At 50.2% G+C, this 24940-nt stretch carries 22 protein-coding genes; 12 read left to right on the forward strand and 10 right to left on the reverse strand.

Annotated features, from left to right (window positions below; translation table 11 throughout):
* The first annotated feature begins 3 nt into the window (after positions 1-3).
* From B9G79_RS16215 to B9G79_RS16250, 8 genes are read left to right on the forward strand one after another with little or no spacing between them, the layout of a single operon-like run.
* Positions 4-501 carry an ExbD/TolR family protein gene (locus B9G79_RS16215; protein WP_088566422.1) on the forward strand — a complete coding sequence of 166 codons (498 nt, stop codon included), beginning with the start codon at positions 4-6 and terminating at the stop codon, positions 499-501.
* Entirely contained in the window at positions 498-3461 is a 2964-nt protein-coding gene (locus B9G79_RS16220; protein WP_088566423.1) for a tetratricopeptide repeat protein, read from the forward strand. Before B9G79_RS16215 ends, B9G79_RS16220 begins: the two co-directional genes overlap by 4 nt.
* Positions 3458-3739: a hypothetical protein gene (locus B9G79_RS16225; protein WP_041576864.1), complete on the forward strand. Its 282-nt coding sequence runs from the start codon at positions 3458-3460 to the stop codon at positions 3737-3739. The genes B9G79_RS16220 and B9G79_RS16225 overlap by 4 nt, the downstream gene beginning before the upstream one ends.
* 9 nt (positions 3740-3748) lie before the next feature.
* A complete protein-coding gene (locus B9G79_RS16230; RefSeq protein WP_232468813.1) occupies positions 3749-4975 on the forward strand; it encodes an AgmX/PglI C-terminal domain-containing protein in 1227 nt (408 codons plus the stop codon).
* 12 nt (positions 4976-4987) lie between these two features.
* Positions 4988-6061 (forward strand): hypothetical protein, encoded by a 1074-nt coding sequence (locus tag B9G79_RS16235; protein ID WP_088566424.1) that lies wholly within the window; start codon positions 4988-4990, stop codon positions 6059-6061.
* Positions 6062-6063: 2 nt separating this feature from the next.
* Positions 6064-6804 carry an outer membrane beta-barrel domain-containing protein gene (locus B9G79_RS16240; RefSeq protein WP_088566425.1) on the forward strand — a complete coding sequence of 247 codons (741 nt, stop codon included), beginning with the start codon at positions 6064-6066 and terminating at the stop codon, positions 6802-6804.
* Positions 6792-7868, forward strand: coding sequence for a tetratricopeptide repeat protein (locus B9G79_RS16245; protein ID WP_232468814.1), 1077 nt, complete (start codon positions 6792-6794; stop codon positions 7866-7868). Before B9G79_RS16240 ends, B9G79_RS16245 begins: the two co-directional genes overlap by 13 nt.
* Positions 7865-9136 carry a hypothetical protein gene (locus B9G79_RS16250; RefSeq protein ID WP_088566426.1) on the forward strand — a complete coding sequence of 424 codons (1272 nt, stop codon included), beginning with the start codon at positions 7865-7867 and terminating at the stop codon, positions 9134-9136. The genes B9G79_RS16245 and B9G79_RS16250 overlap by 4 nt, the downstream gene beginning before the upstream one ends.
* On the opposite strand, the gene B9G79_RS16255 is transcribed toward B9G79_RS16250, so the two are convergent.
* From B9G79_RS16255 to B9G79_RS16265, 3 genes are all read right to left on the reverse strand, one after another.
* Positions 9111-10262 carry a hypothetical protein gene (locus B9G79_RS16255; RefSeq protein ID WP_232468815.1) on the reverse strand — a complete coding sequence of 384 codons (1152 nt, stop codon included), beginning with the start codon at positions 10260-10262 and terminating at the stop codon, positions 9111-9113. The genes B9G79_RS16250 and B9G79_RS16255 overlap by 26 nt on opposite strands.
* A 171-nt stretch (positions 10263-10433) precedes the next feature.
* Positions 10434-11267: a flagellin N-terminal helical domain-containing protein gene (locus B9G79_RS16260; protein ID WP_015089592.1), complete on the reverse strand. Its 834-nt coding sequence runs from the start codon at positions 11265-11267 to the stop codon at positions 10434-10436.
* Positions 11268-11730: 463 nt separating this feature from the next.
* Positions 11731-12579, reverse strand: coding sequence for a flagellin N-terminal helical domain-containing protein (locus tag B9G79_RS16265; RefSeq protein WP_011162997.1), 849 nt, complete (start codon positions 12577-12579; stop codon positions 11731-11733).
* Positions 12580-12974: 395 nt separating this feature from the next.
* Between B9G79_RS16265 and B9G79_RS16270 the strand changes: the two genes are divergently transcribed.
* Positions 12975-14291, forward strand: a complete 1317-nt coding sequence (locus B9G79_RS16270; RefSeq protein WP_011162996.1) for an HD domain-containing protein — start codon at positions 12975-12977, stop codon at positions 14289-14291.
* Positions 14292-14316: 25 nt separating this feature from the next.
* Here B9G79_RS16270 and B9G79_RS16275 read toward each other — a convergent pair whose 3' ends face one another.
* Genes B9G79_RS16275 through B9G79_RS16290 form a run of 4 tightly spaced genes read right to left on the reverse strand, consistent with a single transcriptional unit; the run spans position 14317 to position 17246 of the window.
* Complete coding sequence (locus B9G79_RS16275; protein WP_088566427.1) at positions 14317-14694, reverse strand: hypothetical protein; 378 nt, start codon at positions 14692-14694, stop codon at positions 14317-14319.
* 8 nt (positions 14695-14702) lie between these two features.
* Positions 14703-15455, reverse strand: a complete 753-nt coding sequence (locus tag B9G79_RS16280; protein WP_088566428.1) for an SDR family oxidoreductase — start codon at positions 15453-15455, stop codon at positions 14703-14705.
* A 42-nt stretch (positions 15456-15497) separates the two neighbouring features.
* The gene (locus B9G79_RS16285) at positions 15498-16679 is read right to left on the reverse strand and encodes an acetyl-CoA C-acetyltransferase (RefSeq protein WP_088566429.1); all 1182 of its coding nucleotides are present in this window, start codon (positions 16677-16679) and stop codon (positions 15498-15500) included.
* Between the two features lie 18 nt (positions 16680-16697).
* Positions 16698-17246, reverse strand: coding sequence for a hypothetical protein (locus B9G79_RS16290; protein WP_088566430.1), 549 nt, complete (start codon positions 17244-17246; stop codon positions 16698-16700).
* Between the two features lie 340 nt (positions 17247-17586).
* Here B9G79_RS16290 and B9G79_RS16295 point away from each other — a divergent pair, with 340 nt between their 5' ends.
* On the forward strand, positions 17587-19773 hold the full coding sequence (locus B9G79_RS16295) for a hypothetical protein (RefSeq protein ID WP_088566431.1): 2187 nt from the start codon (positions 17587-17589) through the stop codon (positions 19771-19773).
* A gap of 59 nt (positions 19774-19832) precedes the next feature.
* On the opposite strand, the gene B9G79_RS16300 is transcribed toward B9G79_RS16295, so the two are convergent.
* From B9G79_RS16300 to B9G79_RS16310, 3 genes are all read right to left on the reverse strand, one after another.
* Positions 19833-20429, reverse strand: coding sequence for a hypothetical protein (locus tag B9G79_RS16300; RefSeq protein ID WP_088566432.1), 597 nt, complete (start codon positions 20427-20429; stop codon positions 19833-19835).
* A gap of 209 nt (positions 20430-20638) precedes the next feature.
* On the reverse strand, positions 20639-21643 hold the full coding sequence (locus B9G79_RS16305; protein ID WP_088566433.1) for a M23 family metallopeptidase: 1005 nt from the start codon (positions 21641-21643) through the stop codon (positions 20639-20641).
* A gap of 53 nt (positions 21644-21696) precedes the next feature.
* Complete coding sequence (locus B9G79_RS16310) at positions 21697-22422, reverse strand: Stp1/IreP family PP2C-type Ser/Thr phosphatase (protein ID WP_038452089.1); 726 nt, start codon at positions 22420-22422, stop codon at positions 21697-21699.
* A gap of 134 nt (positions 22423-22556) precedes the next feature.
* Here B9G79_RS16310 and B9G79_RS16315 point away from each other — a divergent pair, with 134 nt between their 5' ends.
* Positions 22557-23507, forward strand: a complete 951-nt coding sequence (locus B9G79_RS16315; RefSeq protein ID WP_088566434.1) for a TonB family protein — start codon at positions 22557-22559, stop codon at positions 23505-23507.
* A gap of 85 nt (positions 23508-23592) precedes the next feature.
* Positions 23593-24783 carry a Bcr/CflA family multidrug efflux MFS transporter gene (locus B9G79_RS16320; protein WP_088566435.1) on the forward strand — a complete coding sequence of 397 codons (1191 nt, stop codon included), beginning with the start codon at positions 23593-23595 and terminating at the stop codon, positions 24781-24783.
* Positions 24784-24940 lie beyond the last annotated feature (157 nt).

Below are 24940 nucleotides of genomic sequence, written 5' to 3' on the forward strand. Positions count from 1 at the left end.
ACTATGAGAAAATCACTATTGGAAAATGCGGCATCCCCTAAACGTTCGCCAATGACTGAGTCGCTGACTTTGAGCAGTGGTGGCAAAAAGAAAGGCCTGTTCCGTCGTGAGCTGGCTCTGGCTTTGCCACTAACGTCCTTGATCGATGCGTTTTCGATCATCGTGATCTATCTGTTGATCGGAACTCAAAACAGCGGGATGGAAACACAGATTCCAAATAAAATGACACTGCCTTCGGCCAATCACAGCCAGGGTGTGGAAAAGGTCACCCCTATTCTGCGCATCGAAAAAGGGAGCTACTTCCTTGACGACAAGCGTGTTGCCGCCAATGACCTGACAAACAAGCTGGCGGAGCTGAAAAAGAACACCGAGGAAAAAGAACTCGAACTGATGGTTCAAGCTGACACGGAAATGAGATACGCCGACCTGGATCCTCTGTTAAAAGCCGGATCTCTCGCCGGTATCGAAAAACTTAAATTCGCAGTGGTGCCGGGCAAATGAAAAATCTAAGACGAATCACTCTGATCAGTATCGTAGTCCTTGGTGCTCTGAATGGTCGTCTTGCCCTTGCTGACAAGATGAACGCCGGAACGCAGGACCTGGTTATCCAGAAAATGGAACGGGTCCTGTCCGCCATTGGCAAGGAAGATCCATCCTGGGTTCCGACCCAGCAGCGCCTGGCCGATTTGCTGGCGGAACGTGGGCGGGACCGCTTCATGCTGGAAGTCGAAGCCAATTGTGACGGCTGCAAAGGATCGAAAGCCGACCGTCAGAAGGCCATTGGTATCTATGAGGAACTGCTTCGTCAGGTCAGTCTGAACGAACACGGACCTATTCTGTTCCAACTGGCGCATTTGTACGAAATGGCCGGTCAGAACGACAATGCGATTCGTCTGTTTGAACAAATCATCAAGGAAGCCAAAGCCAAGAAAATCAATCCGGCGATTGTTTCCCGTTCCCACGCCTCTTTGGGCGATCTGTTGTTCCAAAAGAACAAATTCAAAGATGCCCGTTATCACTATGTGATCGCTCTTAAAGACGACAAACTGGAAAACCGCGCCCTGGTGACTTACAACATGGCTTGGTGTGATTTCAACGAGGACAAACTTTCCTCGGCGATCACGATTCTGGAAACGCTTCTTAAAAACAAACACCTGATCACCCGCGACACGGAAGAGGGCTCCAAATACGACCCGGTTTTCCATGCCGATATCATGCGTGATCTGGCGACTTTCTATTCCCGCAAAGAAATCAACGACAAAGAAATTGCCCAGTTTGAATCCCTCGCCCCGGCGCAGAACCGCAAAGAGTTGCTGTATCACTTTGCCAGCGAAGCGGACCGTCTGGGACAAAAGCAGGCCGCCCATAAAATCCTGAACCGCTATCTTGAACAGCCGGATCTGACCAAGTCAGAGCGCCTGTCGGCGTTTGTGCGCATGGCGCAAGTGAACTATGACCGCGGTCAGACCACACAGTCGACGCAAGACTTTGCCAAAGCGGCAGCAGCCTTCAAAAACACTGATTGTGATGATGAATCCAAGTGTGAAGAGCTGCAGAAAACGATGAAGCGTTATGTAACAGAGCTTCACCGTCTGAAAAAGCTGAATCCGGACCAGGATCTGCTGAACGCTTACGTTATCTATAACAAGACTTTCCCAACCGACATCGAGATGGCCAACCGCGGTTCCCAAATCGCAATGGACATGAAGAAGTATCCACTGGCAATCCAGATCTATCGCAGCATCAGCGAAAGCCGCAAGTTCTCTGCCAAAGAACGTGAAGAGGCTTTGAACAATGAAGTTTCCGCAGCGGAAAAATCCCAGGATTTGAATCTGCGTCGTGAGGCTTACCTTCACTATCTGAAGTATTCCGACAATGACGCAAAATCCTTTGAAGTTCGTTACCAGCTGGCTTACCTGAGCTATCAGCAAAAACAGCTAAAGGAGGCCGCTGTCGCCTTCAACGACCTGGCTGAAGACAAAAAAGGTTCTGCTGATCTACGTAAAAAAGCAGCAGACCTTTCTTTGGATGCCGCAGCTCAGTTGAAAGACGAGGAGTCTCTGCAAAAATGGGCTTGGGATTACGCCAAGCTTTTCCCGGCTCACCGTGCAGAGTTTGAAACACTGGCGCGCAAAGCCCTCATGAATGAGGTCGCTTCTGTTGCCAACAATCCAAAATCGTCTTCTTCAGACATGAAAAAAGCCCTGAAGAAGGTGATGAGCACCGACGTGGCGACAGCAAAGCCTGCTGAAAAAGTTCTGTTCTATACCAACGCCAGCGTTCTGGCTCAGAAAACCGGCGAAGACGGAATCTATATCCAATCCATTCAGGCTTTGATTGCCATGAATGAAGTTTCTGAATCCAGAAAGGATGAACTGCGCGAACAGCTGGCAGCTCATTACGAAAAGCATCTGGATTTCAAAAACGCTTACCGCATGGCATCTCAGGTCCGTACCCCAAAAGTGTCTGAAAAAGACCGTGAGTTCCGCCTGGGAACACTGGCTGATCTGGCAGAAATGAATCCGGAAAAGCACTATAAGGCTGCTTTGAAAGCCGGTCTTAAAGGTGAACGTTCTTTGATCATGAGATCCCGCCTGGTTCTGCTTTCTTCCAACCCGGTGAAAGAGCTGAAAGCTCAGGCGCCAGAGTTGAAACAGAAGCCGGATCTGCTGAACGAAACTGCTTTGCTGGTTTACGCCCGCACCATGGACAAATCCGGTTTGAAATCCGTATTTGAAATGAAAGAACTTCGTCGCAAGTCTGCGGCGCAGTTCTTCCAGAAGCAGGACTTCTACAACAAGGTGGCTAACTTCCATCCGAAGATTGCCTCCCACCAGTTGAATGGCAAGAACGATCGCACTGTGCAAAAATCCATTCAAGAGCGCATGAACCTGACCGCGAAAGCCGACGGCATGCTGAAAGAATCTTTGGCACTGAAAGACATCACAGCTCAGCTCATTATGTTGAATATCGTGGCGTCTGAAAATGAACGCCTGGTGAAAGACCTGGCTTCTTTGCCAATGCCAAAAGGTTTGAGCCCCGCAGAACAGCGCCAGTACGTGGACCTGCTGAAAGGCCGCTCTAAGCCATACCTTCTGAAGGCTCGCACTGCGAAGCAGAAGATGGATGAACTGTGGGCTCAGTCCCCGGCTTTGGGTCAACTGGCTGCTGAATACAAAATGGCGCGCCCTGAAATCCAGAAACTGCTTCTGCGTGAAATGCAGATTCTGGAAGACCTTCCGGGCCGTGGTCGTATGAAAACAGCGGTTTCTGATGCTTTGGGTTCTTCTTCCTTCTCTAGCCGTGACCTGGTTTCTGCACGTAAATCCGTGTCTGAAAACCCGTCCAATGTGCGTGATTTGGAAAACCTCAAATACCTAGAGACAAAAATGGGCCACCCTCTGATGCCGTCCTACCTGGAAGCCCGTTTAAATCAAATTCAGAAAGGAAAGAGCCTATGAAATCCCTGATTGTTGTGGCCCCCCTTTTGCTTAGTCTACTAGCGGTACCCTCCCTGGCGTCTCAAAAAGCGACAGGGTCGAATAAGGTGAAAAAAGAGCAAAGCCACAGGCCCAAACTCGGCACCTCGTTCAAATTTGATGGCAGTGCGCTTAGAGGAAAGTACCAGAGCTCACTGAATACGAAAGCCACCGTAGAGAACGACAAGCTTCTTGAAGATCTCCTGGGTGGCCGAAACCGGTTCGATGACAAAATCGACCAAGACGAGAAAAGAAACTAGGACGTAAATATGAGTACTGCAAAGTTGTTAATTCTCGAAAACAGGTTAGGACAAAAAGTCCGCACCTTTGCTGTGGACTCCGAATCGCTGAACATCGTTTACCTGAAAAACAGCCGTCGTATTGAGGCTGTTTCCAACCTGCAGGCCCTTGATTCCAACGACATTGAATACCGTCTGCTGCAAACCGTGGATCTTTCCCAGATGGGTGATCAGGGTGTGGCGCTTGAAGGCCTGGGCCGTCTGCGTGTGGCTGATGCTTCTGCTCAAAACAGCCCGACTTATCAACTGGCGGATGAACAAGACGACGAACAACTGAAAATCATGCTTAAGAAAACCTCGCTGGCTCACTTGGCTGCCGTCTTGAGTCTGATGATGGGTGCATGGATCTGGGCGTCTTATTTCACTAAAGCGGAAGAGCCAATGCTGGTGACGATTGAGTTGCCTCAGGAAAAACCCGTTCAGAAGGCTGAACCACGTCAGCACGTTCAGGTATCCCAGAAAAAAATCAAACAAACCAACAAAGTCTATCGCCCGAAAGCTCAGGCGAAACTGAAAACCAAACCTTACAAAGTAAACACGGCCAAAGCCAAAGACGTTTCCCGATTTGGTGCTCTGGCTGCTTTGGGTGGCACACCAAAAGGCACACGTGGCTACGAGGGTCTGGATAACAACTCTATGAAAGCCATTCGTTCTGCCGGTGTTGGCAGCGGCGGTGGAGGCGTTGGTTCTGCCGGTCGCGGCGGTATCAAAGGTTATATGCCGGGTAACGGCCTGATTGCCGGTTCCGCCGGTGAAGGCAGCGGCAAAGCGGTCAGCGCTGGTGGTTACGGTACAGCCGGTATCGGCGGTGGCCGTGCTGGTAACGGCAAAATCTCGTTGGTTGGCGGCACCTCTGCGGTGAGCCTGCCTTTGGATGAAGAAGCCAGCGTTGAAGGTGGTCTGGATCGCGATCAGATCATCGCCGTGATCAACAAAAACAGAGGTCAAATCGTTTATTGCTATGAAAAAGGTCTGCAGGCCCAGCCATCCATCGGTGGACGTGTGGCGGTGGACTTTGTGATCGGCCCTGCAGGTCGCATCACCACAGCCAAAGTGGCGCAATCCTCTTTGGGCTCCCGCATGGTGGAAAACTGCATGCTTCAACGCATGAAAACATGGCAGTTCCCCCGTCCGGTTGGAAATGTAAATGTGGACGTTCTTTATCCATTCGAACTCATGCGCGTAAGCAGTCGCTAAGCGAGGTAGAATATGAACTTTCTTAAAACCACTCTTCTAGCTGTCCCTGTCACTTTGGTACTGTCTGGCTGCGGTGACTGGAATAAAAATCCGGTTCCTGAATCAAAGACTTCCACAGGTGAGGCTTTCGATCTGGACACTTTGAGAAAGCATTCCAAGGACGTGATCACTCACGGCCAGGACAAACCCCGTGAAATAACCAACACCGTGATCGTTGAAAAACCGGTTGTGGTGGTGAAAGAAGAATCCACCATCGACCAGAAATTCATCGTCATCACTCCTGATGCCCAGATGACTTTCAACGAAGACCAGGAAGGTGTGTTTAAAGTTTACGCCCGTGTTCTTGTTCCAGGCGTACAAATCTCCCTGACAGCGAAAAACCTGCCGGAAGGCGCAACTTTGACGGCTTCTCAGGCGGAAAAAGATCTTTATCTTTTGAAATGGAACCCGGCTCTTTACACGGTTTCTTCCAATGAAAACATGAAAACCTTCAACGTGAAACTGGTGGCTGAAATCACTTCTGTTTCCAGCCAGCAGAACGCAGACAAACTCAAAGGTCTGGTTCGTGAGCGTGAAGTGAACCTGTTCCTGTTCAAAAACCAGGAAGCTCCTTCTGAACTGAAAGTTGATGGTCTTGCGGCTGAAGTGGCGCAAGGTCAGGAGATTCCGTTCTCTGTAACAGTGAAAGTTCCGGGCATCGACGGTCGTTCTGCTCAGAAACCACGTCTGGTGATCAGCTATGACGGTGTCAGCTACACTACAGGCAATGACTTCCTGGAACTGGATGGTTCCCGTCACGTTGTTGCAGACAAAAACAAAAAAGATCCTGAATACCTGGGTGACTCCAAATGGAAATTCTCTTTGGTGTTCGATACCAAGAATATCTCTGTTCAACCGCAACTGGCAAAAGACGGGTCCTTCATGGTTAACGCCAACGGCCTGCGTGTTCGTCTGAGCTTCAAAGCTTACAGCCCGAACAGCTTGTCTACACCGGAAACTCTGTCCAAGCTTAAAATCCGCTTTGCTTCCCAGGAGCCAACAACTCCTCCTCCAGCAGTGGGTCAAGCAACCACAGGAGCACAATAGTCATGAAAACACTTAAACTGCTTTCCCTGTCCGTGATCGCTGCAACATTTATGGCCTCCCCAGCAATGGCTCAAGGCAAAGCGTCCGCGAAAAAAGCGACGCTGGCTGATGACATTGATTCTTTGGGCGGTAACAAAGAGCTGGCTGAAATGGCTCAAAACATCAAGTCCCAAACCCGCACTCGCATCGTGCAGGACCGCATCGTTGAGCGCAGAAACCGTGTTGAGTTCGGCTTGGCTTATGGTTCCACTTTCGGTGGTGATTCTTACGTGAAGACTCAGTCCCTGAGCCTTGCGATGGACTATCACATCACTCCACGCTGGTCTTTGGGCGTTCGTTACATGGACTTCGGTAACAGCCTGACGGACGAAGGTAAACGCGTGTTTGAACAAGCTCGCAAGAACTACGAAGCTGGTGGCCGCGCTTACGCGGTGGATATCGACTATCCTGAAAATGCCGCCCTGGCCGTTGTGAACTGGTATCCGATCTATGGTAAAACCAGCTTCCTTGATATGGGTGTGACTCAGTTTGACCTTTACCTGCTGGCAGGTGGTGGTCAGATGACTCTTTCCAGCGGTACGACGGCTTTGATGACGGCGGGTGCTGGTGTGGGCGCCTGGATCACCAAAAATCTTTCCGCTCGCGCCGAGATGAGATACCAGACTTACAAAGACCAACCGGTGACTGGCTCCAGAACTCTGGACACTGTGACTGGTTCTTTGGGACTTGGATGGATTTTATGATCTCCGGCAATTTGTTCCTGAAAAACATTTTGATGATGGCTTTGGTCAGCTCTGCATCTGTGGCAGGTGCGGCCGACAAGCTGTCCATCAAGGACTGGGGCAAATCTTTTGAAACGGCCCTGAATTCCAAAAACTCTGGCGACGCTCTGAAGCTGTTGGATTTTAAGAGTCTTGAAAAAGACGCTTTGCCAAAGTGTGTAGACTGCTCCAGCAAGGACGCGATGAAAAAAGCCCGCGTTCTTTTTGCCAAAGGCAACTTTGACGAATCCCTGAAGCTTTACAATCAGGTGCCTAAAGGCAGTGATTATTGGTTCCAGGCGATCGAGGAAAAAGGCTGGGCTTATTTCCGCCAAAATGACTCTGAAAAAGCCCTGGCGCAAACCAAAACTCTGGTCAGCCCTCAGTTTGGTGAAGTCGTGAACTCGGAAGCGTACTTCCTGCGTTCCCTGACCCAATTGCGCATTTGTGATTACAAAGGTGTCTTTGAAACTCACGAGATTTTCAAAGAAAGACAAAAGGCCCGTATTTTGGAAGTTCAAAACCTTTCCAAGACCGGCATGAATGCGGCCTTTGCTAAAGCTTTGACCAAAGTGACGAGCTTCCCGGTTAAAGCTTCCGACGTGGCAGAATCCCTGCTGGATCTTCCGGTTCTTTACTATAAGGACACCGAGCTTCAGGGTCAGATGCTGCGCTTTAAAGTCGCCGAAAAAGCTCTGGAGGTTCTGCAAAACCGTGGCACTCACCCGACTTTGCAGTCCCAGGTCACCAAAATTCAGCAGGACAGTCTGGATAAGATGAAGTCCCGCCTGAAAAAACTGGCTCAGGAAGAAACCGATGCGAACTTCCGCATCGTGCAGAGGCTGAATCTGATTGAAGTTGAAGCCATTCAAAGAATCCACACCGACATGAAACTGGCTCAGGAGCTTTACTCCAAGGGCGATTTCAAAAAAACCGGTGAAGATCAGTTGGTATTCATGGACGACGGTCGTCCGTGGATTGACGAACTTGATAAGTACGACGTGGCAGCCAAAACCTGCCCGCAGAACATCAGGAGGAAAATGTGAAACAGATCATCGCTCTTTGCATTTACACATCTGCTTTGATGCTGGTTACGGCCTGCAGTCCTGAATCCCCGGGCCTGATGGTGCAGCAGGATCCTATCCCTGAAACACCGGTTGAAATCCCTCAGTATGAAATGCCGGCCCAGCAGGAATTCAAGTGGATCACTGAAGACGGTGGCCAGTCCCAACTTGATTTCAATCCACAAGTGGACATTTTATTTGTGACGGACAATTCTGAATCCATGAAATCCGCCCAGGAAAATCTGGTGCGCAATCTGGATCGTTTCACCAACGGGATCAATAAAAACGCCATGATCGATTATCAGATCGGTGTGATCTCCACGTGGGACAGCTCTGAGCGTTTCTCTGCAACCAAAAAAGACAAATACGGCATCGGTGAACTTCGCCACATCAAAGACGGCAAGTCTCAGAACTACAACAAACGCTTCGTGACCAAAAAGGAAAAACACCTTCTGGCTTCCACGCTGGATCTGGGTGTGGCCCCATACGCTCAAGGCGGCCCGGAGGATGAAGAGTTCTTCGCTCCTCTGACGGCAGCGCTAGAAAAATCCGGCCGTGGTGGTGTGAATGAAGGCTTCTTCCGTGAAGACGCCCAACTGGTTGTGGTGTTCCTGACGGATGCTGACGAATTTAAACAGTCCCGCATCACTCCGGAACAAATGGCCCGCACTCTGCTGGATTTCAAAAAAGGCAAAGCCAACAAGCTGGCGGTTTATGGTGCTTTGGTAAAAGCCTCAGATTCTGATCAGTACAAAGACTGGGCTTTGCGCATTCACCCTAAGTACAACGAACAGTGCTTCGACATGACTCAGAAGACGCCGAAAAACAACGGCACTTGCACTGGCTTTGGCCCTGAGAAACTGGAAGAGCTGATTGTTCGCGCCAACGAAGACAAAGGTGCCCCGGATGCGATCAAATCCAAATACATCGTGGGTATTGTGAACAAAAACTTTGGTGAGGATCTGGCCCGTATCGGTTCTGACATCACAAAGAAGACCCTGGCTAAAGAGATCTTCCTGACTCAGCGCCCTCGTGCAACGGCTGACGGATCCCTGCAGATCCGCGTTCGTTACGGCACTCCGGAACAACTGAACGCCGGTCGCGGTCAGGTGATTCCGAACAAAGCCAATGGCGGCTGGACTTATGATCCAGAGAACAACTCGGTGTTGCTGCCGGGTGATATCGAGTACAAGTACCAGGACAAGGCCCGCTTCGCTGTAGACCTTATTCCTCTGACTTTGGCGCAGTAATTCTGTTGATGAAGTCCGCCACTTCGGCGGACTCATTGATCACGCGCTGGCTGATCGCCACATTCTTCCCGAAATAACCCAAAGCCCGAATCTGCTGGGTATTCCAGATCTCGACACTTGTGTTTTTCAGATCATATTTTGGATTGCCGTAAATTTCCTGGCTCCACAGTTTTTCAACCTGTAAATCCGGACGTTTGTTCAACACCCAGTGAATGGCTGGCTGGGCCACGTGGCAGCTGACGCAGTCCATGTTTTCCGGATTGAAGAATTTGGGATTTTCAATGCGGAAGGCGGCGCGCACTTCCTGACGAATGGTGTCCTCGGTGCCCTCCCCCATGCGGATGGATTCTGCCGCCAGATTATTGAAAGTATCATCCCCTTTGGGAATCGGAGAGATCCCGCCACCACTGAAGTGATCTGCCGGTACCGCCATGTTGATAAAGGACTGGGACAGGCGGTTCAGGCGAGGAATTGGCAAAAGTTCCAGTTTGTTGTTACGCGGTTCAAAACCGGCAAAGGCCCACATATCCCCGTTGCCACGCAAAACCATCGCCGTCACACGACTGAAGTTCTCAATACCTGCGTATTTCAAAATGATCTTGTAAAAATCCGCCAGCGCCACAGAAGAATCTTTTTCTGCCGCCCATGCCGGATGAACCTGCAAAGGCAGGTACTTGGTGTTCACGGAGTGTTTGGATTTCCAGGCGTCGATTTCTTTCAGAAGATTCGCAAACTCCCAGTCCTGCAGAACATAGAAGCTGTGCAAAGCCGCATCGACGGTCTGAACTTCGTTCCGACGATTCATTTCAATCGGCTGCCACGCCAGGCGGATTTGACGCTGACAGGACTGCGGAGTCGGCAGCGGGAAGCAAGGATCAATTCGCACCGCCATGACACGAAGAGTGCTGTTCACTTCCGGACGAGTGCGATCAATGGCCAATACCGGCAACTGATTTACCATCGAAACAGGAAGCAAAGCCCCGCCGCGCGCCGGGCTTTCAAGTTTAAGCAGTCCATCCCCGCCCACGGTTTGGGGCAAAGGCATCAGATAAGTGACATCGTTCAAGTCCCACGCCGCTTGGGCGTGCACAGCCATGCTGGTCAGAAGAATCATTAGCAATTTCATAGGATTGGTTGTTCCTTGGAGATCTCTTTGATTCAACAATAATCGCTCTGGCCGGGGTTGGAAATACCTAAATGAAAACGCGTTGAAAACGCAAATGATCGCTGACAGCGACGGGAACAAAAAACGGCCTCCCGAAGGAAGCCGTTTTCTGGTTTTGGTTGTAATTCAGCCTTAGCCCAAAAGCTTCAAAGCCAATTGTTGTGACTGGTTCGCCTGACCCAGGACTGACACACCCGCCTGCAACAAGATGTTATTTCTTGTCATCTCGGAGGTTTCTGCCGCCACGTCAGTGTCTCTGATTCGGGAATTCGCAGCTGACAAGTTTTCATCAGCGATCAACAAGTTATTCGATGTTGATTGCAGACGATTTTGTAGCGCACCGAAGTTCGCGCGAATCGCGTTCACCGATGTCAAAGCGGAATCGATAGTACCCAGGCTCAATTGAGCACTTTCCTTGGTCCCCACATTCTCTGCCGTCAATCCCAGGGCATCGATGGAGGCGTTGGCCGCGCCAGCATTGAAGCTGATACGGTCACGGAAAGCGTCGTTGTTTACGCCGACCTGGATGTCAATCATCCCACCAGTACCGTTGAGCAGTTCGTAACCGTTGAAGACCGTGGATTCAGTAATACGCTGGATCTCGGATTTCAGCTGTTGATACTCAACGTCCAAAAACTTTCTTTCTGTTTCACCAATTGTGTCAGAGGAAGCCTGTACACCCAATTCTCTCAAACGAATGAGCATATTGGATACTTCATTCAAGCTGCCTTCCGCGACCTGCACAAGGGAAATACCGTCGTTGGCATTTCGGTTGGCCTGTCTTAAACCCCGGATTTGTCCTTTGAGGTTTTCGCTGATCGCAAGACCTGCAGCATCATCAGCAGCCTGATTGATTCTCATTCCAGAAGCCAATCTTGCCATTGATCTGTTTGCGTTGATGTTAGTCATGTACAGATTTTTTTGTGCATTCAACGCTGCCACATTGGTACCGATTCTTAATCCCATTCTATCCTCCGTGCTTCATAGTTCTTCCTCCGTGAAAGTTTGCCATCCATTGGCATAAGGCGCGATCCGTGCACCTGTAAAATTAATATTCGGAACTTGCGATACAGTTCCCTGCTTAACTTTTCGGAAAAATAATGCAACTGCTCGAGTCCAGTTTTTGTCTTTTCTTTTTTATTTTTTGCTGAGGAAAAACTTTTTGAAAATTCGGTCGCTGCGAAGAAAAATGCAGCATGCAAAATCGGCGGATAAAGTCACTCGAAAGAGAGCTTTATCAAAAGGCAGAATCCTGTTTCACACATCCATCCCCGCCAGTCACAGTTTGACTGAAAAAATGAGGCCGCCGTGAAAGACGGCCTCGTCGCAGGAAACAGATCAAATTGTCAGCTCGTTTTACAGAGCTCGGGTCGTTACACTTGAGGGTGATCTTGATCAGTCAAGATCGGGAACCTAGGTCACTCCAGGATTAACCCTGGAATGACTTGTTCAAGAGTCCAAGTGCTACGTTAGCTTGGGAATTCGCTTGTGCTAGGACGGAAGTACCGGCTTGCAACAAGATGTTGTTCTTGGTCATTTCAGATGTCTCTTCAGCTACATCCACATCTCTGATACGAGAGTTAGCGGCTGACATGTTCTCTACAGACACTTGAATGTTTGAAACTGTAGATTGAAGACGATTCTGGATCGCACCGAAGTCTGCACGCATTGCGGAGACACTGACGATCGCCTGGTCAATCGCCGCCAAAGCGTTCTGTGCAGAAGCTTTGTCAGAAACTGAAGTCAGGTTCACACCCAAAGCTGCAGAGTTTGCATCGGCTTTGGAAGCGTCGAAAGAGATACGGTCGATTTCAGGATTATTTCTGGTACCAACTTGGAAGTCCAGGATGGATCCCACACCCGCCAGCAACTGAGTTCCGTTGAACTCTGTACCTTCGGAGATACGGTCGATCTCGGAAACCAGCTGATCGTATTCCACGTTCAGGAACTGTCTTTCTACAGGACCGATAGTATCGGAAGCTGCTTGTACGGACAATTCTCTCAGACGGATCAAGATCGAAGAGATCTCGTTCATGGAACCCTCGGCCACTTGAACCAGAGAGATACCGTCTTGAGCGTTTCGGGATGCTTGTTTTAGACCGCGAATCTGAGCTTTCAAATTCTCAGAGATCGCTAGGCCGGCGGCATCATCACCAGCTCTGTTGATGCGGAATCCTGAAGCGAGCTTTTCCATGCTCTTATCAAGACCGATCTTCGTCCCCCAGAGAACTCTCTGAGCATTCAACGAAGCACTGTTCGTATTAATTCTGAGACCCATGTTTCCTCCTCCTTGAAGATTTCTGAGTTTCTATCCTTGAAACTCAGTGCACCTACCGTGGTGCCCTTGGGCGGTTCATTTGCTTACCTTACTCATCGGAGTCCCCAGGAATTCCTAAAGTGATACGTCTCATTTTTTTACATTTCTGGACCGAGGGCTTGTATCAGGGACCCTCGCCCCGCCAGCCAAAATCAAGGCTAAATAGCTATTATCAATGAAGTTTTTTCAAACCACTTCGCCGCAGCCTGTAGAGGCAAAAACCCTGTATCTAGCCCTTGGTCCTGTATCAAACAGGCATATCTAGGCAAGCGCAAAGACCTCCTTTATCTATAGATGAAGCTGTTTGACAGCCCCCATGAAGGACAGCTAATTGAGATTCACTGCTAGGAGACCCCATGGAAATTCGCGATCCCGTTCACGGCTCTATTTACTACTCTGAACAGGAAGTCGCCGTGCTTGATACGGCAGAATATCAGCGCCTGAGAGCAATCAAACAGCTTGGTTATGCCGAGTTCAGCTTCCCGGGTGCGACTCACAACCGCTACATTCACTCTGTCGGCGTGGGCCATCTTGCCGGTGAAACATTCGATGCGATTTTCCGCGTTTATCCGTTCTCAAAACCCTCAGTCAAAACCCGCTTCCGTCAGGTGTTGCGCCTGGGGGCTTTGCTTCACGATGTGGGCCACGGTCCCCTGAGCCACACCACAGAGCAAGTGATGCCGCATTTGTCAGAGCTGAAGATTCAGCTTTACAAAGAACAAGAACAATACGGCGAAGAGGCGCACACAGTGATGAATCACAACCGTCGCGCCAATCACGAAGACTATACAATTAAATACGTCACGGATTCTGCGATCTCCGAAACCCTGCGCACGAACTTCCCCGACATTCAGCCGATCCACGTGGCGTGCCTGATCGACAAGGCCCTGCACTGCCCGGATGATTTCTTTGTCGACAATGGCGTCGACTTCCGCCCGATCCTGTCCCAACTGGTTTCCAGCGAGCTGGATGTGGACCGCATGGACTATCTTGAGCGTGACAGTTATTTCTGCGGAACGAACTACGGAAAAATCGATCTGTCCTGGCTGATTCAGAACATGACCTTCCACCGTCGTGAAAACAAAATGTATCTGGGACTGAATCGCCGTGCGCTTTATTCCTTCGATGACTTCCTGATTTCCCGTCACCACATGCACTTGATGGTTTATTGCCATCACAAGAGCATCATCTATGAGGAAATGCTGAACCGTTATCTGACTTCGCCGGATTGCACCTTCGTGCTGCCGGGGGATATTAACGAATACACCAAGTACAACGACTATCGCCTGCACGAGCATCTGTCCGGCGCCAACAACCCGTGGGCACAAAGAATCGCGCAAAGAAAACCGTTCAAGGTTCTGATTGAGCAGCACAACACGGCGGAATCTGAAAGCCCGGAAGCCATCAAAAAAGCCCTGGAAGCTGACGGTATTGAAGTGATCCGCACCAGTTCCAAGGCGCGTCTGTCGAAGTATCACACGGCTTCCCCGGAAGAGCGTGCACTACAGATTTATGTGGTGGACCAGTATGACCGCTGGGCGCAGCCGTCCCCGATCAATCAGACGACAGAGATCTTCCAGCGCTACGAAGGCGCTCGTATCATCGACCGTATCTATGTAGCTCCGGAAAATCTAAGACAGGCAGAACTGATTCTGAAAAGCCTGAAACTGTAAGCGGCCCGTTGAAGGCCGCCTGCTTCTAGCTTCGGAAAGAAAAGAACATCTTTAAAAGGATGATGGTGACAAAGGCCAGACCCAACAGCTTGGGGAAGGCCTTTTTCCATTTTGAGGGGAACTTGCGGATAAGTTTCACCACTTCAAAAGGCCCGACATCAGTGACCGGAAGATGCCCTAGCATTTCGGGAACCGACCCCATGTAAACCACATAATCCACACCGTTTCTTTGGCAGGCGAACAGATAAGCCGGGCCGCGCTTGTAGATGGCTTTTACTTCGGAAAGATCCAGCTCCAGAGGAGCCTTATTCCAATAGTCCTTCAGCGTGTAGTGCGGGATGAAATCCCACCACTGAAACATCGGAGAATGAGGGGTGATTGTGATTTTACCGGTTGCCTGCATTTTTAAACCTAACTTAAAGAGATAACCTGACCGTTCACCGCCGCACCAAACTGGCTGACCAGATAGGTCACGGTGTTGGTGACTTTCTCTGGTTCCGTGATGCGCAGGTGCGGTTCCTTCACCTTTAAAGTTTCAACCGCTTCTTTGATGGATTTGGCTTCCGGGTGCATGGCCAGAATGAATTCTTCGGTCAAACCCAGCTTCAGCACATTCACGGTGATATTGTGTTCAGCCACTTGCTTGGAAAGGCTTTGCGCAAACGGGACCAGCGCCCCACGAGAACCCGCAAGAATTGGGTCCGGATATATTTCATTCAGAAGATAAAGAATACGCCCGCGCTTACGGTTTTTCAGGAAGTTTAGCACCGCGTGGGTCAGCATCACCGAAGATTTGAAGTTATGCTGGATTTCATCATCCAGATAATCAATGCTGTCACCGATTTTATAACGATTGGGTTTGTTGTAGGCCTGGGCATCGATGAACAGATCCACACTGCCAAACGAGTGAGCTGCCGAGCCCACCGCGTCTTTGATGTCATCCGCAGTCTTCATCGGGGACTTGATTCCCAGCGCACGACCGAACTTGGGATTGATTTCACGGGCATCATTGATCTGATTGCAAAAACGCTGACTGGCACTGTTGTCAAAATCCAGCAAGACGCAGTCAGAACCCATTTGGGTTAAACCCATCACCAGACTTTGAACGGTTGAATTAAAAGGTCCAACAATAAGCGCCGTTCGTTCTCTCAAATTAAATTCCATGAGTCCCTGTTCCAGAGGCCGCAGTCCTTGGCGGCCCCTCTGTTAGATTCTTTCGATGATGATCGCAATACCCTGACCGCCGCCAATACAAGCAGAGCCCAGCGCATACTTGGCGTTACGGCGATGAAGCTCGTAAACCAAGTGATTCATGATGCGGGTACCGGAAGCGCCCAAAGGGTGACCGACAGCAATCGCACCACCATTGACGTTGGTTTTTGCCGGATCCAGCTTCAGTTCCTTTTCCACCGCCAGATACTGGGCCGCAAAAGCTTCATTCACTTCCACCAGATCCATTTGATCCAGAGTCAGTCCGGCTTTTTGCAAAGCCAGTCTTGCTGCGCCCGCAGGACCAATACCCATGATTGTCGGGTCACAACCAACGGAAGCGTAACTCACGATACGCGCCATTGGTTTCATACCCAGTTCTTTGGCTTTGGATTCGCTCATCAACAAAGAACAAGCCGCCCCGTCAACAATTCCAGACGCCGCCGCCGCTGTCACAATCCCGTCTTTTTTGAAGACAGGCTTTAGCGTTGCCAATTTTTCCAAAGTGGAATCCGGTTTAGGATGCTCGTCTTTTTCAATAACCACAGTGCCCTTACGGCCTTCAACTGTGACCGGACAGATTTCCTGTTTCATGAAACCTTTTTCGACCGCGGCATGGAAGCGCTGCTGGGACTGGATGGAATACTTGTCAGATTCTTCGCGGGTGATACCGTATTTCACCGCCAGATTTTCGGCGGTGATCGCCATTGGCATCTTTGCGTAAGCGTCAGTCAATGCAGAGGTCATTAGATCTTCCAGTTCGAAGTTCCCCATGCGCATGCCATCAAAGCGGACTTTGCGGGCCACATAAGGAATCTGGGACATTTGCTCGACACCACCGGCAAGAACCGCTGTGGCTTCCCCACACTGGATCATCTGCACCGCATTCACCCAGGACTGGAAACCACTGCCACACAGACGGTTGACCGCAAAGGCGCCCACTGCGACCGGCACGCCGGTTTTCAAACCAATGTGTCTTGGAAGATAAGCTGCATCTGCACCGGACTGAACCACGTTGCCAAAAACCACGTGATCAATCTTGTCTGCAGATAGACCGGCTTGTTCCAGAGTCGCTTTAGCGGCAGCGACACCCAGATCCGTTGCTGATACATCCTTCAAAGAGCCGCCGAAGGCTCCGAAGGGAGTTCTTTTTCCAGAGATAAATACGATTTTTTCCATGTCCTAAGGGTAGGACGCTTACCAGGACCAGGCAAGGCCAATCATCGACAGGCCCTGTTCTTTGTTGGCTTTGTGACTGACAACCAGATCTTTGTTGTTCATGACTTTGTCTTTGAACTGAATATCGGTTGCCGAAGCTTTCGCATCATAATTGACCGCAGCTTTCACCCAGCCGGAATATTCCACTTTCGCCAAAGCCTGGAAGGCTTCAACACGGAAAGAAAACTTGTGACTGACTCCGCGCGGAGTTGCCGCTGGCACCACCACGTCTGTTTTCAGCTTTTCCTGGGTTTCTTCCACAGCACGACCCAAAAGGCTGTTTTTGATAATCGGAGAATTGAACCACATATTGAAACCACGATCTGCGATACGGCTCATCACAGAACCCGTGCTTTCGTTGCTTTGAATGTCCAAAGGAATGATTTTGGCGACGTCTTCTTTGGTGATTTTTGGTGTGACTTTATCCTCAGGAATCACCAGAGGCTTCGTCGTACGCAAGTCCACCTTGGCCCAGCAGGCACCCGAAAAACCCATCATCATTAGAAGGCAAGAAACCAGAAGTCTCATACATACCTCCATATACAAAGAGCATTCCACCCAAAGTGGCTCCAGTCCCTTTAAAGCGGAGATAATAAGCAAATAACAGCACTAGAGCGGGATGTAAGCCTAAGGACGTCCAGCGGCACTTCACATGACAACTAATTGTCAGCCAGTCCATGGACTTGTTTCAAAACGATTCACGTGCGCACCGGTTTTGCATCTATGGTGCGTGAACTTGTGGGTCCTAAGAATTCAGTCAGCGGGTTTGTTGTGATTTCAAGAACTTAGATCACAGCCATCTTGCTGACTGGCTCAAAACGACACACAAAATTAGTTACTTGTCGAAAAGTTAAACACTGGAGACTCTATGAAACTCAAGAACGTTAAGTGTGGCGTGATGGCATTCGCGCTAACGGCAAGCTTCATCGTCCCCCAAACACCTCAGCAGGTGTGGGCGGCTGGAAGCACATCAACATTCCCGCTGAATTTATTCGGCGATGACGACAACAGCGATACAGGCCTGGGTTCGACATCCCCGACAATTCCATCCACGGGCGGTACTGGCGGCGGCAAATCCAACTCAAGCTCCAGCGGCTCTTCTTCACAGCCTCGTTCTTCGACGGTGAAAGCGACTTCAACAACGCCGGGTAAAATGAATGCGGCGAAGGTTCCGGAGGCTTACAGCTGTCCACTCTTCGACAATAGACCTCACGCAGAACTTATTTCTGCAATCGACTCCCTTTCCAAAGAGGTGAAAGCTTCTCCGGAATGTACTGGCAGTCCTTCTGCTAAATCTTTGGAAGACAACGGTAATGCGATCAAAGAAAGCATTTCTGCTCTTCAAAAACTCATGACGGCACAGGATCCTTCCCAGGTGAATGTGAACTCCATCGAATCCACAATGGCGTCTGCTTTGACGGCGGTGGGTAATCTGGGTGACATCGTCAACAACAACAACTTCCTGAACTCCAAGTGTGGTCGTCAGACGATGTCCACCGGTAAAGTTCTGTTGGCACTGAACGACGTGATCAACGGTCTGGCTCCATACGCTTTGTTCGCGGTTTCCATGAACGCGGCGCTGGGTCCGGCGCTTCCATTCGTTATCGGTGGTGCGGTTGCAACCAGCGGTATTTCTGCAATCGCGAAAATGATTGATCAGAACACTCTGGACATGAGCAATCCTGAACACCGCAAAGCGGTTCTTCAGAACACCTGCCAATACACGAAAGTGGCAAAGAAAGTTCGTTTCATGCAACTGGCTCAGTCCGGCAAGATCGAAAAGATCACTCAGGAGCTTGAAAAGAACGTGGACCTTTACAATGCGAAATTTGCCAAGCCAACCGGCGAACTGGCAAACCTGCTGAAGTATAAGGATTCTTCCGAGAAATACCTGGCAGCCGTGGGCAATCAGTTTGTCAGCGATAAAGCGGACATCACAACGGTTGAAGAACAAATCCAAAGCAACAACGACGACCTGATGGTTTGTACACTGGCTAACGAGCTGGTGAATTGGGGTGCGGATGGCAAGACCTTCCCGTCTTCTGCGATCGTGAATCTGGAGCGTGCGACAGTTCAATCGGACCGCACAACAAAACTTCAGGCTTTGACTTTGAAAACCCTGCACACCAATTCCATGAAACGTGTTGCTGAATACGCAGCAAAATCCGGTGACAACGAAGCGGCTTTGAAAGCATGTGCGCAGACCGGCCGCTCCTGGATCCAGGGCATTCGTCAGGCTGTGAACACCACTGGCAACGTGGTGGCTAAATCCAAGTCTGATCTGGAAGTTCAACTTTCCAGCAGCGCGGACTACCGTCAGTGGAAAGCTCAGTACACTTTGATCGAAACAGAAAGAACTACGATCAAACGTGTTGAGAAAGCAATGCAACAGTTGTCCCAGGACAATTCCATCATCGACCGCTCTGAGCTGGCTCAGCGTATGGTGAATTTGAAATCCGGTCTGTTTGGTTCCCGCAGCTCCTGGGGCTTCGGTAAACCACCTGTTCTGGCTTGGATCAACCACACTAAAACCATGCATGACCAGGCTGTTTCCGGTTTCATCGCCAACATGAAAGCATTGCGCGCAGGTTCTTACAGCCTGACTGACGCTGGCTTGGGCAAGGGCTTGATCATCACTCCAGCGGGCGGTTACTATACCGACCCTAAAATTCAAGTCGCAAGTGCGAAGATCAGCCAGAATCTGGCGAACTTCACTCTGGATCAGTTGCCAGTAGGTTCTCGCGAAAACGAAATCGCGTGTCAGCAGCTTGAATCCGCATGGTTGGATTGGTCTTCAGCGATCGACCATATCGGTGCGATCCAGTTCTTCTGCGACATGATCGATCCGGTTTTGGATGTTAAAATGGATGCGTCCGTTGTAACTTCCTGCCGTGGTAATGCTCAGCTAAATGGTCGTGGTTATGTGAAGTCCACAGTGGATCAGGCGAAATTCGTTCTGAGCTCCAAGGGCTTCCAGAATGAAGCAAACCTGGTCAGCAAAAAACTGAAAGAGCTTCAGTGCCCAATGCCGGCTGTTTCTGTCATGAATCAGTAATTCGAGTTTCTTAAATTAATGCCAAGTGAAGGGTCTCTGAAAAGGGACCCTTTTCTTTTTTAAGGGAAGATTGAAACACGCTCCGAATTGAGCTGAGCCACATCCAGAATATCCTGCCGACTTAAGCCCGCCTGAGCCGTGCGAATCACCACCTGCACCCCGGCCCGGACATAGTCCTGCAAGTCCGTTTTCAGCACGACTGAATTAACGTTGTAAATAAAAGGCTTGGCCGCCGCCAGAATCAAAAGATCGGCGCGGGAAAGGCCCGAGCTTCCCGACATCACTACCAACTGAACATTGGCATTTAAAAGAGCGACCAAGTTGTCCCGAGAAAGACGACTGCTATCAACGTAAAGCACATAGGTGCCAGCCGCCGCCATATCGATAAAATCCTGATTGGTATAGCTGGTCTTGCTGACGGAAAGCCCCATGTTCACATTGGGATTTGAAAGCATCGAAAGCAGCTCTGTCTTGCCGATCAAACTGACCTGATTCTGGCAATAAGTGATACGTGAAACCTTCGCGATCTCGGTCACATCCGCCGCCGTCATATTCGAGCCCGAATTCTGCTGCAGACACTCCGAAAACTGCGGAGGCAACGCCGCCCACACAGCAGATGACACCAAAAGAACCAAGACAAAAGACAGAACCTTCATAAGCACCTCACCTCAAGTTTAGTACCTACAAAAAAATATACTCAAAGATTTTCCATGATATTTGCCAAATCCACTGGCGAGGAACCGTTCAAAAAGGTCCAGCCGCAAGGCGGAGGTGCGCCCTCGCAGCGCAGGCGTGCTCCAAGCACGTCGAAGCGAGAAGGTGCGCCGACAACGCAGTCGGATGGGCCTTTTTCAACGGTTCCGGTCTATTCGTCTAAGATGTAGTTGATTGGATCTACGGCGGTACCGTTAATGCGGACTTCATAGTGCAAATGAGGGCCTGTTGAACGTCCGGTGTTACCCACCGCGCCCACAACGTCCCACTTGTTCACGCGCTGGCCGACTTGAACATAGATCTGTGACAAGTGACCAAAACGAGTCGTCACTCCATAACCGTAATCGATGGTGATCAGCTTACCGTAAGACTCATCGTAACTGGCAAAGACGATAACCCCGTCAGCCGGAGCATAAACCGGTGAACCCGGCGCCGCGGCGATGTCCAGACCCGCATGCAAGGCGGTCTTACCCGTGAACGGAGACACACGATAACCAAAACGTGAGGTGATCCAGCCCTTGGCAGGTTTCATGTTCGGCGTGGAGTTCAGCAAGCTCTGGCGCTCGGAAAGACTTTCCCAAAGATCAATGACACTTTGTTCTTTCAACTGGGTTTCTTTCACGGCCTTGTCGATACGAACCACCAAAGAGGCGTAGTCTTTATCCGCATTTTCGTTGGCCAGTTCACCCTGTTGATCGTTCAAAGGCTTTTTGTTGGCAAAGACCTGATCCTGTTCTTCCAGAACGTCGGTGCTTTCACGCTGCTCCATCGGTTCGTATTCTTCCACCGGCTGACCGGCAGCAGGCTTCGGACCCATGGTCAGCTTGGTGATACGGTCGTCGGCATCGACGTTCGTGATCAATTTCAACTTGGTGGTGAAGGTCTTTACGCGCTCCAAAGAGTTTTCCAAGGCGCTGACTTTACTTTCAACCACCTGGAACTGTTTAATCAGCTGAGCATTTTCAGCTTTAAGACGTTTGTTTTCCATGGCCTGCAACAGCAGACCGAAATAGTCCACCAGACCGGCGGCAAAAATGATGATAACGATGGCGGAAATAAAGGAGATGGCTTTAAGCCAGGCAGCCGAGAGCACAAGCTTACGGGTTTTCCCCGTCTGATTGCTCACAATAAACAGCGTGACCTTCTTTTTATCCAAACCTTGACCCCTACTTAGATATCTTCGCTAAAACTATCAGTAACTCTTCACAATTATTCGTGGAAATGCACCAGCATCACTGTGACGTTGTCATCTCCACCATTTGCCAGGGCTTGTTCTACACAGGCTTTAACGGCTTTGTCAGGTGTATTTTGATTTAAAATCTCAGAAATTCTTCCGTCTTCCACCAAACCGGAAAGTCCGTCGGAGCACATGAGGAAAATTTCCCCAGGGAAGATCTCGCGCTCAATGATATCAGGATAAACTTCGCGCTCATAACCCACGCTGCGGGTGATGACATTTCGCCCCACAAACTGGCGCACCTGCTCTTCGCTCATCACGCCGGCGCGCAACTGCTCATTGATCAGGGAATGGTCTTCCGTGATCTGCCAAAGGTTCGGGCGCTTGAAAAGATAACAGCGGGAATCGCCGACGTTTCCGACGTAAAGATGTTTGCCGCGGATATAAGCCATCACCATGGTGGTGCCCATACCGGCAAGTTCGGGACGTTCATTCGCCGCCTTGTCAAAGATGCGTTTTGAAGCCTCTTCGTAAGCCTGCAGAATCACTTCGCGAGGTGATTTTCTTGTGGCTTCCGGCTGAAGCATGATTTCTTCGACCGTCTCCACCGCCATGCTGGAAGCGACTTCGCCGCCCATATGGCCACCCATTCCATCCGCCACAATGAACAAACCCAATTCCCGATTGATTAAACAGGAATCCTGGTTCGAATCACGACGAAGACCTTTATCTGTCAGATACCACGAGTCAAATTTCATAGTTGTATCATTTTCACCCACTACCGACAGAAGAGTCAAAGTCTGGCCCTAGACTTGGGTCGCAATCTTTGAGTCCGGCTCACCATCTTCTCAATTTCAAGTGTCATAATACCGATAGAAAGGGGTGAGGTCTTATGAAGAAGTCACCGACTTTCAGAAAATATATTGTGCTGTCCCTGCTTCTGCACTTTGTGGTCGTAGGAGGCTTTTACATCACGAGTTTGCTAAAAGAAGAAGCCCCCCTGAAAGAGACTGTCAGTATTGATTTTCTGACGCCGGAACAATTGCAACAATTTGCCCAAGCTGAAAAAGCCCTGCAAAAAAAGGCTTTGCAGGTGCCTGCCAATCAGATTGTAGAGCAAAGCGAGACCTCTGCGAATGAGGAAGAGGTCGACACGCGCTTCCTTTCCGCCAAAAACCAGAAGGTTAACAAGCAAACTATCGCCGCTGAACGTGGTCAGTTCCAGAACACCAAAAAAGACCAGGCGGTAAAATCGGGTCCAAAAGGTGACGGCCGCCAGAAGAATGTGGCCAAATCTGAAGAGTCCCAAAAGCAAATCGCCAAAGATCTTTTCAAAGGTTTTGATGCCAATGAAGCGATCGAAAGACAGAAGCTTGCCGACCAAAAAACTGGACTGGGTGAAGGTCGTGGTACCGGTGAACAAAACACCGGAACAGGCGCTGAGGCCAGCCAATCCAACGATTATATTAAAGACGTTGAAGTGGGTCTTGAGACTTTGCTGAACACCCGCGAGTTCAAGTATTACTCTTACTACAACCGCATCCGCAAGCAGTTGTCCCAGCACTGGGAAGGCCGCGTGCGTGATAAACTGAGCAAAATGTTCAAAGAAGGCCGTGCTCCCGCTGCTGCCAACCAGGACCGCATCACTAAACTGATGATTGTTCTGAATGACAAAGGCACCCTGGTTCGCGTGCAGGTCTTGAGCGACTCTGGCGTGCAGGATCTTGATGACGCTGCCATTGAGGCTTTCCGCGCTGCTGCTCCATTCCCGAATCCGCCAAAAGGCATCGTGGAAGGTGATGGCACTGTGAAAATCCGCTGGGACTTTGTTCTGGAAACCTAAGCTCTTTTCATGAGGCTTTTTTCATTAAAAAGCCTCTGCCGACTTCCCTCGTGCAAATCACTTTGCTTCCTGTTATGACGGGCCTATGCAATCTTCCGCCAAGCCCAACACTCCCTTTGCTTTATTGATTCTTCTGCTGGCCAGTCTGACTGCGTTCGGTCCACTTTCCATCGATATGTATCTGCCGGCGTTTCCGGCGATCGCAGAAAATCTGAATGTGCCTTTGTCTTCCGTGCAAATGTCGCTGGCGTCTTTCTTCATCGGTCTTGCCACCGGTCAGATTTTTTATGGCCCGATCACTGATCGTTTCGGGCGCAAAAAACCTTTGTACGTGGGTTTGGGGATTTACGCTTTGGCGTCTTTGGTCTGCGCCTTCACCAAGAATGTGGAGATGCTGATCATTTTCCGCTTCCTGCAAGCTTTGGGTTCCTGCGCCGGCGTGGTGATTTCCCGGGCGATCGTGCGTGATCTGTTCACTCACCAGGAAACCGCGCGCGTGTTTTCACTTTTGATGCTGGTGATGGGGGTTGCTCCGATTCTGGCTCCGTTCTTTGGCGGTTACATTTCTGAATTCTTCGGCTGGCGCGCCATCTTTGCTTTGATGGTGATTATCAGCACCTCCTGCATCGTGATGCTGGCCATCTTCCTTCCTGAGACACATCAGCCGGATCAACGGGTGCATATCAAAGACTCTTTGAAAAACTACATGCAAATTATCAAAGACCGCCACTTCATGGGATATGCCCTGGCGGGAGGCGCGGCCCAGGCGGGACTGTTTGCCTACATCACCGGCTCTTCGTTCGTGTTCATCAATCTTTTCAATATTCCGGCGAAAAGCTTTGGCTGGGTGTTTGGTTCCAACGCCATCGGCCTGATTGCGTGTTCACAAATCAATGCACGCCTGCTGAAACGCCTGAGTTATGACGTGATTCTGGATAAAATCTTTGTCGTTCTTGGATTGCTGGGTGTGATTCTGGCCATGGCCGGAATCTTTAACTGGGGCTTCTGGGGCCTTGCGATCCCGCTGTTCCTGTTCATTGCCGCGTTAGGCATGACGTTCCCCAACGCCACAGCCGGGGCTATGGCGACACAGAGAAAAGCGGCTGGCAGTGCTTCCGCCCTTTTGGGAACTTTGCAGTACGGAATTGCGGCACTGTCTTCCGCGGCGGTCAGTCGTTTGCATGACGGCACAACCTTGCCAATGTGTGCGATGATTGGATTCTGTGGTGTGCTGGCTTTGGCTCTGCACCGCCTGTTGGTGAAAAAAACCACCTGATCGTCTGCGGGCAGATTGCCCCCATCGCAGGGCACTTTGCCCTGCCTTGTTTCGTGTAACTCAAATTAAGCCGAACACAGACAGCGCAAAACTTGCATTCACGGCCTTCTTATCCACCAGGAGGTCACCCGTGAAACATCACCCCAACAAGCCCGTT

Source organism: Bdellovibrio bacteriovorus (genome assembly GCF_002208115.1).
In the GTDB taxonomy this organism is placed as follows: Bacteria; Bdellovibrionota; Bdellovibrionia; order Bdellovibrionales; family Bdellovibrionaceae; genus Bdellovibrio; species Bdellovibrio bacteriovorus_C.

What these genes read in the sequence shown, in the direction of transcription:
- B9G79_RS16215 (WP_088566422.1), top strand. Translation starts at nt 4, where the DNA reads ATGAGAAAATCACTATTGGAAAATGCGGCATCCCCTAAACGTTCGCCA.
- B9G79_RS16220 (WP_088566423.1), top strand. Translation starts at nt 498, where the DNA reads ATGAAAAATCTAAGACGAATCACTCTGATCAGTATCGTAGTCCTTGGT.
- B9G79_RS16225 (WP_041576864.1), top strand. Translation starts at nt 3,458, where the DNA reads ATGAAATCCCTGATTGTTGTGGCCCCCCTTTTGCTTAGTCTACTAGCG.
- B9G79_RS16230 (WP_232468813.1), top strand. Translation starts at nt 3,749, where the DNA reads ATGAGTACTGCAAAGTTGTTAATTCTCGAAAACAGGTTAGGACAAAAA.
- B9G79_RS16235 (WP_088566424.1), top strand. Translation starts at nt 4,988, where the DNA reads ATGAACTTTCTTAAAACCACTCTTCTAGCTGTCCCTGTCACTTTGGTA.
- B9G79_RS16240 (WP_088566425.1), top strand. Translation starts at nt 6,064, where the DNA reads ATGAAAACACTTAAACTGCTTTCCCTGTCCGTGATCGCTGCAACATTT.
- B9G79_RS16245 (WP_232468814.1), top strand. Translation starts at nt 6,792, where the DNA reads ATGGATTTTATGATCTCCGGCAATTTGTTCCTGAAAAACATTTTGATG.
- B9G79_RS16255 (WP_232468815.1), bottom strand. Translation starts at nt 10,262, where the DNA reads ATGAAATTGCTAATGATTCTTCTGACCAGCATGGCTGTGCACGCCCAA.
- B9G79_RS16260 (WP_015089592.1), bottom strand. Translation starts at nt 11,267, where the DNA reads ATGGGATTAAGAATCGGTACCAATGTGGCAGCGTTGAATGCACAAAAA.
- B9G79_RS16265 (WP_011162997.1), bottom strand. Translation starts at nt 12,579, where the DNA reads ATGGGTCTCAGAATTAATACGAACAGTGCTTCGTTGAATGCTCAGAGA.
- B9G79_RS16270 (WP_011162996.1), top strand. Translation starts at nt 12,975, where the DNA reads ATGGAAATTCGCGATCCCGTTCACGGCTCTATTTACTACTCTGAACAG.
- B9G79_RS16275 (WP_088566427.1), bottom strand. Translation starts at nt 14,694, where the DNA reads ATGCAGGCAACCGGTAAAATCACAATCACCCCTCATTCTCCGATGTTT.
- B9G79_RS16280 (WP_088566428.1), bottom strand. Translation starts at nt 15,455, where the DNA reads ATGGAATTTAATTTGAGAGAACGAACGGCGCTTATTGTTGGACCTTTT.
- B9G79_RS16285 (WP_088566429.1), bottom strand. Translation starts at nt 16,679, where the DNA reads ATGGAAAAAATCGTATTTATCTCTGGAAAAAGAACTCCCTTCGGAGCC.
- B9G79_RS16290 (WP_088566430.1), bottom strand. Translation starts at nt 17,246, where the DNA reads ATGAGACTTCTGGTTTCTTGCCTTCTAATGATGATGGGTTTTTCGGGT.
- B9G79_RS16295 (WP_088566431.1), top strand. Translation starts at nt 17,587, where the DNA reads ATGAAACTCAAGAACGTTAAGTGTGGCGTGATGGCATTCGCGCTAACG.
- B9G79_RS16300 (WP_088566432.1), bottom strand. Translation starts at nt 20,429, where the DNA reads ATGAAGGTTCTGTCTTTTGTCTTGGTTCTTTTGGTGTCATCTGCTGTG.
- B9G79_RS16310 (WP_038452089.1), bottom strand. Translation starts at nt 22,422, where the DNA reads ATGAAATTTGACTCGTGGTATCTGACAGATAAAGGTCTTCGTCGTGAT.
- B9G79_RS16315 (WP_088566434.1), top strand. Translation starts at nt 22,557, where the DNA reads ATGAAGAAGTCACCGACTTTCAGAAAATATATTGTGCTGTCCCTGCTT.
- B9G79_RS16320 (WP_088566435.1), top strand. Translation starts at nt 23,593, where the DNA reads ATGCAATCTTCCGCCAAGCCCAACACTCCCTTTGCTTTATTGATTCTT.